Consider the following 7185-nt stretch of genomic DNA (forward strand, 5'->3'; position numbering starts at 1 on the left):
GCCCGGCCCGCGCCGGTGCCGCCGCCCGGCCCCGCGGCGCCCGCCGCCGCCCCGGCCCGGCCGGCCGTCTCCGCCGGGCGGCGGCGCTTCCTCCAGGGCGCCTGGGCGGTCAGCCTCGCGGCCGCGCTGGTGCTCGGCTTCGTCGGGTTCCTGTTCACGCTCTCGAACGTCCAGCAGCGGCACTACCAGTCGACCGGGTACAAGACCTTCCGCGACCAGCTGGCCCGGGCGGTCGCCCCGACCGGCGCGGCCGCCGACGGCGCCCCGGTGGCGCTGCTGGACATCCCGGCGATCGGCCTGCACCAGGCCGTGGTGGTCGAGGGCACCACCGGCCGGGACCTGATGCGCGGCCCCGGCCACCGCCGGGACACCGCGCTGCCCGGCCAGCGCGGGGTCGCGGTGGTCTTCGGCCGCGGTGCCACCTTCGGGGCACCGTTCGCCTCGCTGTCCAAGCTGCGGGTCGGCGACAAGATCGAAGCCACCACCGGCCAGGGCAAGTTCACCTACACCGTCAACGTGTACGGCGACGGCGACCACCCGATCACCGACCCGGCCCGCAACCGGCTGGTGCTGGTCACCGGCGACTCCGACTGGATTCCCGGTTCCACCGTGCTGATCGGCGCCCGGCTGGACGGCGACCCGGAGCAGAACCCCGGCGGCCGGCCCCGGACCGTCCCGTACGACAAGGCCCTGGCCGCGGACAAGGGCGCGCTGGCCACGCTCCAGCTGTGGTCGCTCGGCCTGCTCGGCACGGTGGCCGGTGCCCTGGCGCTGGCCCGGTACTGGCGGCGCTCGGCCGCGTACCTCAGCCTCGCGCCGGTGGTCGGCGCACTGCTCTGGGCGGTCTACGAGAACGCCGCCGCCCTGCTGCCCAACCTCTACTGACGCGCGCCCGGAGGACCGTTCCGATGACCGACGCACCACTGACCGACACTCCGGCGACCGATCCGGTCGCCGACACCATCACCCTCCCCCCGGTCGCCCCGTACACCGGTGACCGGAACACCGGCGACCACTACACCGGTGACCAGTACCCCGACGGCGAGCCGCTGGCCGGGCTGGAGACCCGGGACGTCTCGGCCTGGTTCGGCACCCGCAAGGTGCTGGAGCGGGTCTCGCTGGCGATGCCGGCCGGCGAGGTCACCGCGCTGATCGGCCCGTCCGGCTGCGGCAAGTCCACCTACCTGCGGATCCTCAACCGGATGCACGAGATGGTGCGCGGCGCCGCCCTCGCCGGCGAGGTGCTGCTGGACGGGGACGACGTCTACCGGCCCGGGCGGCGCCCCGCCGAGGTGCGGCGCCGGATCGGGATGGTGTTCCAGCGGCCCAACCCGTTCCCGGCGATGTCCATCCAGGACAACGTCTCCAGCGGGCTCAAGCTGGCCGGCATCAAGGTGTCCAAGGAGGAGCGCCAGCACCTGGTGGAGACCAGCCTGCGCCGGGCCGGGCTCTGGGACGAGGTGTCCACCCGGCTGCACACCCCGGGCGGGGCGCTCTCCGGCGGGCAGCAGCAACGCCTGTGCATCGCACGGTCGTTGGCCGTCTCGCCGGACATCCTGCTGATGGACGAGCCGTGCTCGGCGCTCGACCCGACCTCCACCCGGAGGGTCGAGGAGACCATCGACGAACTGCGCGGGCGGCTCACCATCGTGATCGTCACCCACAACATGCAGCAGGCCCAGCGCGTCTCGCAGAGCTGCGCGTTCTTCCTGGCCACCCACGACACCCCGGGGCGGATCGTCGAGGCCGGGCCGACCGGGCAGATCTTCGGCAGTCCGCGCGACCAGCGGACCTCGGACTACGTCAACGGCCGCTTCGGCTAGACAGGGCCCAACAGGGGCGGGTCGCGCCCGGGGGCTTCAGGCCCGCCCGGGCGCGCCCTGGAGGCCGAGCAGGCGCTCCAGCACCGCCGCGACGCCGTCCTGTTCGTTGCTCACCGTGTGCCGCGGCACCGCCGCCAGCACCTGCGGGTGCGCGTTGGCGACGGCGTACGCGGTACCGGCCCAGGCCAGCATCTCCAGGTCGTTCGGCATGTCGCCGAAGGCCACCACCTCGCTCCGGTCGATCCCGTGCCCGGCGCACCAGCGGGCCAGCGTGCTGGCCTTGGTGACGCCGGGCGCGCTGATCTCCAGCAGCGGGATCGCCGCGGAGCGGGTGATCTCGGCCAGGTGCCCGGCGGTCTCCCGGGCCTCGGCGAGGAACGTGTCCGGGTCGAGGTCCGGGTGCTTGGCCAGCAGCTTGAACAGACCCCGGACCGGGCCGTCGGCGCCCAGCAGCTCCTCCGCCGGGCCGACGTGGTGCTCCAGCTCGTCGCCGCCCCACATCGGCACCGCGTACCCGGCCTCGCGGGCCCAGCCGCCCGGGTACTCGAAGGCGAACGCGGTGCCGGGCAGCTCGGCCCGCAGCGCCTCGACCACCGCCAGGGTGGTCTCCACCGGCAGCGGGAAGGTCTCCAGCAGCTCGCCGCGCCGCACGTCCACCACCGCGCCGCCGTTCGAGCAGATCGCCACCCCGTGGCCGCCGATGTGCGGGCTCACCTGCTGCATCCAGCGCGGCGGCCGCCCGGTCACGAACACCACCCGCACCCCGGCCGCCTCGGCCGCCGCCAGCGCCGCGGCGGTGCGGTCGGAGACGGTGCCGCCGGAGCAGAGCAGGGTGCCGTCCAGGTCGGTGGCGATGAGGCGGGGTGCGGTACGGGGTTCGGTCACCGGTCCATCTTCGCCCATCGGCGCCGCCCGGTCACCGGCGGCGGTTCGCGGCCGGCCACCGCCCGCGCCGTGATCAAGCCCTTCATGCGCCGTTTCCGGCCGATCCGCCCGCCTCCGGGGTGCCCGCCCGGCCCCGGCGGGCAGAAAACCGCCACGGCCACCCCGTCGGCAGGAAGAGCCATGCCCACACGCCAGCTCCGTGACCAGCCGCCCCCGACCGCCCACCCCGACTCCCGCGCCGCGCCGGCTCCCGATGCCTCGCGCGACCCGGTCCTGCTCGGCGACGTCCTCTTCCACACCCTCGCCGACCTCGCCCGCCGCACCGCCGCGCCCTCCCTCCCCACCCAACGCACCCGCCCGCACCCGTAGGGCACCCCGCTCCCGGGCCGGCCCGCGTAGGGTCGGGGACATGCGACTGAGCACCGTGATCCTCCCCGTCCACCGGTGGAGCGAGGGGCAGAAGATCTGGCGGCGGGCCGAGGAGCTCGGCTTCCACACCGCCTACACCTACGACCACCTGAGCTGGCGCTCGTTCCAGGACGAGCCGTGGTTCGGCTCGCTGCCGACGCTGACGGCGGCGGCGTGCGCGACCGAGCGGCTGCGGCTGGGGACCCTGGTCACCTCGCCGAACTTCCGCCACCCGGTGACGCTGGCGAAGGAGTTGATCACGCTGGACGACGTGTCCGGCGGGCGGTTCACGCTGGGGATCGGGGCCGGCGGGACGGGGTTCGACGCGACGGCGATGGGGCAGGAGGCCTGGTCGCCGAAGGAGCGGGCGGACCGGTTCGGGGAGTTCCTGCCGCTGCTGGACGAGTTGCTGACCAACGACGCCACCACCCGCGAGGGCACGTACTACTCGGCGGTCGAGGCCCGGAACATCCCCGGGTGCGTGCAGACCCCGCGGCTGCCGTTCTACGTCGCGGCGGCCGGGCCGCGCGGAATGCGGCTGGCGGCCGAGTACGGGCAGGGCTGGGTGACGTACGGGGACCCGAAGGGCCCGGCGGACGTACCGGTGGAGCAGGCGCCCGGCGTCGTCGCGCGGCAGATCGAGAAGCTGACGGCCGTCTGCGAGGCACAGGGCCGGGACGTGGCGACGCTGGAGAAGGTGCTGCTCCAGGGCTCGACCGCGGAGAAGCCGCTGGAGTCGGTGGACGCCTTCGTGGACTGGGCCGGTACCTACCGGGAGCTGGGCATCACGGAGTTGGTGATCCACTGGCCGATCCCCGACTCGATCTTCGAGACCGATCTCGCCGTCTTCGAGGAGATCGCCACCGAGGGGTTCTCCCAGCTGGGTTGAGCGCCACCGCCCCGGCGGCTCCGGTGGAGCGGCCGGGGCGCCGGCCCCGTCGGATTCAACGCCGCAGCCAGCTCAGCAGGGTCGCCGCCGTGAACACCGTGCCCGACGCCAGCCAGACCGCGCGCGGGGTCAGCCACCCCGGGCCCTCCAGGGGCCGGGACGGCGGTACCGGAGCCAGCAGCGCGTCCGCGAAGGCCCGGGCGGTCGGCGGTCGGTCCGCCGGCTCGACGGACATCGCGGCCCGCAGCAGCAGGGCGACGTTCGGGGAGAGTTCCGTTCCGGTGGGGAGCGCCGGCAGCGTCGAGGCGGTCGGCCGGTCGGTCATCATGGCCGCGGCGCGCCCGCCCGGGCCGAACGGCTTCTGCCCGGTCAGCAGTTCGTAGGCCACGACGGCCAGCGCGTACACGTCGGCCCTCCCGTCGAACCCGCCGGTCTGGAAGGCCTGTTCCGGGGCCATGTACGCGGGCGTGCCCGTGGTCACCGTCAGCCCGGACGCGTCGGCCAGTCGCTTCGCGCTGCCCAGGTCCGCCACCAGCACCGCGGCGGGTGCGGGGCCGGTGGCGAGCAGCAGGTTGGACGGCTTGACGTCGCGGTGCACCACGCCCGCCTCGTGCAGGACCTGGACCGCGTAGCCCGCCTCCGCGGCCAGCCGCAGCGCCTCCCGCGGGTCGCACTGACCGACCCGGTCCGCCAGGGTGCCGCCGCGCACGTAGTCCATGACGAAGTAGGGCCGGTCCTCCTGCACCCCGACGTCGTGCACCCGGACGACCCGCGGGCTGGCGATCCGGCGCAGCAGCCTCGCCTCCGTCAGGAACCGCTCGCGCACATCGGCGTTGGCGGCCCAGTTCTCGGCCAGCACCTTCACCGCGACCTCGGTGTCGAGCTCCGGATCGTAGGCCTTCCAGACCGTGGCGAAGGAGCCGGCTCCGAGCCGCTCCAGGAGGAGGTAACGGCCGAGCTTGCGCATGTGGCAGCATTCTGCCGGAGTCGGGGGGAGTGTGGAACTCCCGTTCGACGGGGGACGCCGGGCGGGGCGAGACGGGGGGATCCGGGTGTTCGAGGAAGACGAGCTGGAACGGCTCGTGGTGGCTGCTCGGGCGGGCGACCCGGGGGCGATGGAGTACCTGCTGGCCAAGCTGCGGCCGGTGGTGCTGCGCCGCTGCTCGCGCTTCCTGCCCCACCACGCCGACGCGGAGGAGGCGGCGCAGGACGCGCTGCTGTCCGTCAGCACGCACCTGGGCGAGTACGGGGGCCGCGGCTCCTTCCTGGGCTGGGTGACGGTGATCGCCTCGAACGCGGCCCGGTCCACCTACCGCTCGATGCGCCGGCGCGCCGAAGACAGCCACGCCGACCTCCCCGAGCCCGTGGACCCGCGCACCACCAGCGTCATCGCCGGGACCAGGCTCGACCTGATGGAGGCGCTGGCCGCGCTGGAGCGGCAGCACCCCGCCCTGGTGGAGTCCTTCGTGCTGCGCGACCTGGGCGACCTGACCTACGCCCAGGTGGCCGAACAGCTGGGCGCCCCGTTGGGCACGGTCAAGGACCGCATCCACCAGGCCCGCCGCTTCATGCGCGAGCACCTGGTCACCGGTCAGTGACCGGCGGTCCCGCGGCGGGTGGTGGCCGCGTCCTCGTCCGGCGGCGGTCCGCCGTCGCCGCCCTGGTGGCGGCCGCCGCGCTCGGGCTGGCGACCGGCCGGTTCGTCCTGCCGTCGCCCCCCGGCGCCACCGCGCCCGCGTCCTCGGCCTCCGGCTCCGCCCCGGCGTCCGTCCCGGCGTCCGCCCCGACGACCGGTGTGACCGGTGCGACCGGGCCGGTGACGGCGGCGAACCTGCTGGAACCCGCGGCGTTCGGCCCGGACATGGACATCGAGCGGATCCACGTCACCGACCGGTACGGCGACGGGAACTACGCCAACGCGGCCTGCACCGGCGAGAAGACCCTCACCCAGACCCTGGGCGGGCCCGGCGCCCACTTCCGCGGACTGATGACCGGCACCCGCACCGGTCCGGACGACCCCACGCAGGCCTTCGACCACGCCGACCAGGTCGCCCGCGAGGTCGCCTCCGAGACCCAGAATCCTTCCCTGGCGGAGAACTTCGCCCAGCGCCTGCTGCTGGAGCAGGTGCCCTGCCAGGAGGAACCGGTAGGGCACTGGGTCTACGGAAGGACGACGACGCTCCGGCTCGCCCCGGACGTCACCGCGAGCTGGATGGGCGTGTACCAGGGCACCCTCAACACCACCGGCAGGGCGCCCGAGGGCACGGAGCCCTGCGGCGGCATCGCCGTGCTGCGCAGCGGCAACCACTACGGGGTGCTGGAGGTCGGCGCCTGCCTGGGGACGGCCGCGATGGACCGCGTCGTCAGGACCGCTCTGTCACAGCTGTGAAACAGCCGGTCCGGGCTCCAACTTTCCCTCCCGCGGCGGCATCTCCCCGGTTGTACGAGGACGCAGCAGGCGTCCCGACCAGCAGGGGGACCAGATGACCGAGAACCAGGCAGTCCAGCAGAAGTCCGTTCGCCGCAACCGGGTCGCCGCCGCGGCCTGCTGCGCCGCCGCACTGATCGCGGTCAGCGTCGTCGGCAGCCAGTCGGCCACCGCCGACGGGGCCACGCACCGCGCCGCGGCCGCCCGTCCGACCGCGGCCGCCGCCGGACTCGGTTCCGCCGCCCTCCTCCAGAGCGAGGACTTCCGGCGGGGCCCGAACCCGGTCGGCGCGACCATCGAGCTGGCCGGGCGCCAGGGGCTGTCCGCGTGCTCCGGGGAGGAGACGATGCGCAGCCAGACCAACGGCCAGGCCACCGCGTACGCGTCCGTGACCTGGACCTTCGACACCACCGGCCGGCTGACCGAGTCGGCCGCGAGCGCCCCCACCGGGACCACGGCCGCCGCCTGGGAGCAGCAGTTCGTCGCGCTCCTCCAGGACTGCCAGGACGAGCCCGCCGGCCACTGGTACTACGGCGCGGCCCACACCCTGACCGTCAACGGCGGCACCGCCCACTGGTACCCGTCCTACAACGGCGACGGCGTCTTCAGCGGCGGGGCCGCGGTCCTGCGCAGCGGCACCAGGGTCGCCGTCCTCGAAGTCACCGGCCGGCCCACCGACGCCCCGGGCTACGTCGAGGGCATCGCCACCGCGGCACTGAACCGCCTCTCCTCCTGAACGGAGGCCCCGGCTC

General features: G+C 74.6%; 9 protein-coding genes. 7 read left to right on the plus strand and 2 right to left on the minus strand.

The features are described 5' to 3' along the window. Together ACFRMQ_RS35640 and ACFRMQ_RS35645 are read left to right on the plus strand one after the other, a co-directional pair. The coding region (locus ACFRMQ_RS35640) for a sortase (protein ID WP_380734962.1) at positions 1 to 885 on the plus strand (885 nt) is incomplete at its 5' end. Between the two features lie 23 nt (positions 886 to 908). Beyond that, the gene (locus ACFRMQ_RS35645) at positions 909 to 1823 is read left to right on the plus strand and encodes a phosphate ABC transporter ATP-binding protein (RefSeq protein WP_380734964.1); all 915 of its coding nucleotides are present in this window, start codon (positions 909 to 911) and stop codon (positions 1821 to 1823) included. A gap of 36 nt (positions 1824 to 1859) precedes the next feature. On the opposite strand, the gene ACFRMQ_RS35650 is transcribed toward ACFRMQ_RS35645, so the two are convergent. Beyond that, on the minus strand, positions 1860 to 2726 hold the full coding sequence (locus tag ACFRMQ_RS35650) for an HAD family hydrolase (protein ID WP_380734966.1): 867 nt from the start codon (positions 2724 to 2726) through the stop codon (positions 1860 to 1862). Between the two features lie 162 nt (positions 2727 to 2888). On the opposite strand from ACFRMQ_RS35650, the gene ACFRMQ_RS35655 reads away from it, so the two are divergent. Next, on the plus strand, positions 2889 to 3077 hold the full coding sequence (locus ACFRMQ_RS35655) for a hypothetical protein (protein WP_380734967.1): 189 nt from the start codon (positions 2889 to 2891) through the stop codon (positions 3075 to 3077). Positions 3078 to 3117: 40 nt separating this feature from the next. Then, positions 3118 to 4005, plus strand: coding sequence for an LLM class flavin-dependent oxidoreductase (locus ACFRMQ_RS35660; protein WP_380734968.1), 888 nt, complete (start codon positions 3118 to 3120; stop codon positions 4003 to 4005). A 55-nt stretch (positions 4006 to 4060) separates the two neighbouring features. Here ACFRMQ_RS35660 and ACFRMQ_RS35665 read toward each other — a convergent pair whose 3' ends face one another. After that, the gene (locus ACFRMQ_RS35665) at positions 4061 to 4972 is read right to left on the minus strand and encodes a serine/threonine-protein kinase (protein ID WP_380734969.1); all 912 of its coding nucleotides are present in this window, start codon (positions 4970 to 4972) and stop codon (positions 4061 to 4063) included. 85 nt (positions 4973 to 5057) lie between these two features. Here ACFRMQ_RS35665 and ACFRMQ_RS35670 point away from each other — a divergent pair, with 85 nt between their 5' ends. The 3 genes from ACFRMQ_RS35670 (at position 5058) to ACFRMQ_RS35680 (ending at position 7169) form a co-directional block, all read left to right on the plus strand. Continuing rightward, entirely contained in the window at positions 5058 to 5603 is a 546-nt protein-coding gene (locus tag ACFRMQ_RS35670; RefSeq protein WP_380734970.1) for an RNA polymerase sigma factor, read from the plus strand. Next, positions 5600 to 6394 carry a hypothetical protein gene (locus ACFRMQ_RS35675; RefSeq protein ID WP_380734971.1) on the plus strand — a complete coding sequence of 265 codons (795 nt, stop codon included), beginning with the start codon at positions 5600 to 5602 and terminating at the stop codon, positions 6392 to 6394. Before ACFRMQ_RS35670 ends, ACFRMQ_RS35675 begins: the two co-directional genes overlap by 4 nt. A gap of 94 nt (positions 6395 to 6488) precedes the next feature. Continuing rightward, positions 6489 to 7169 carry a hypothetical protein gene (locus tag ACFRMQ_RS35680; protein ID WP_380734972.1) on the plus strand — a complete coding sequence of 227 codons (681 nt, stop codon included), beginning with the start codon at positions 6489 to 6491 and terminating at the stop codon, positions 7167 to 7169. The last annotated feature ends 16 nt before the right edge of the window (positions 7170 to 7185 follow it).

This window comes from Kitasatospora sp. NPDC056783, from assembly GCF_042789895.1.
GTDB lineage: Bacteria > Actinomycetota > Actinomycetes > Streptomycetales > Streptomycetaceae > Kitasatospora.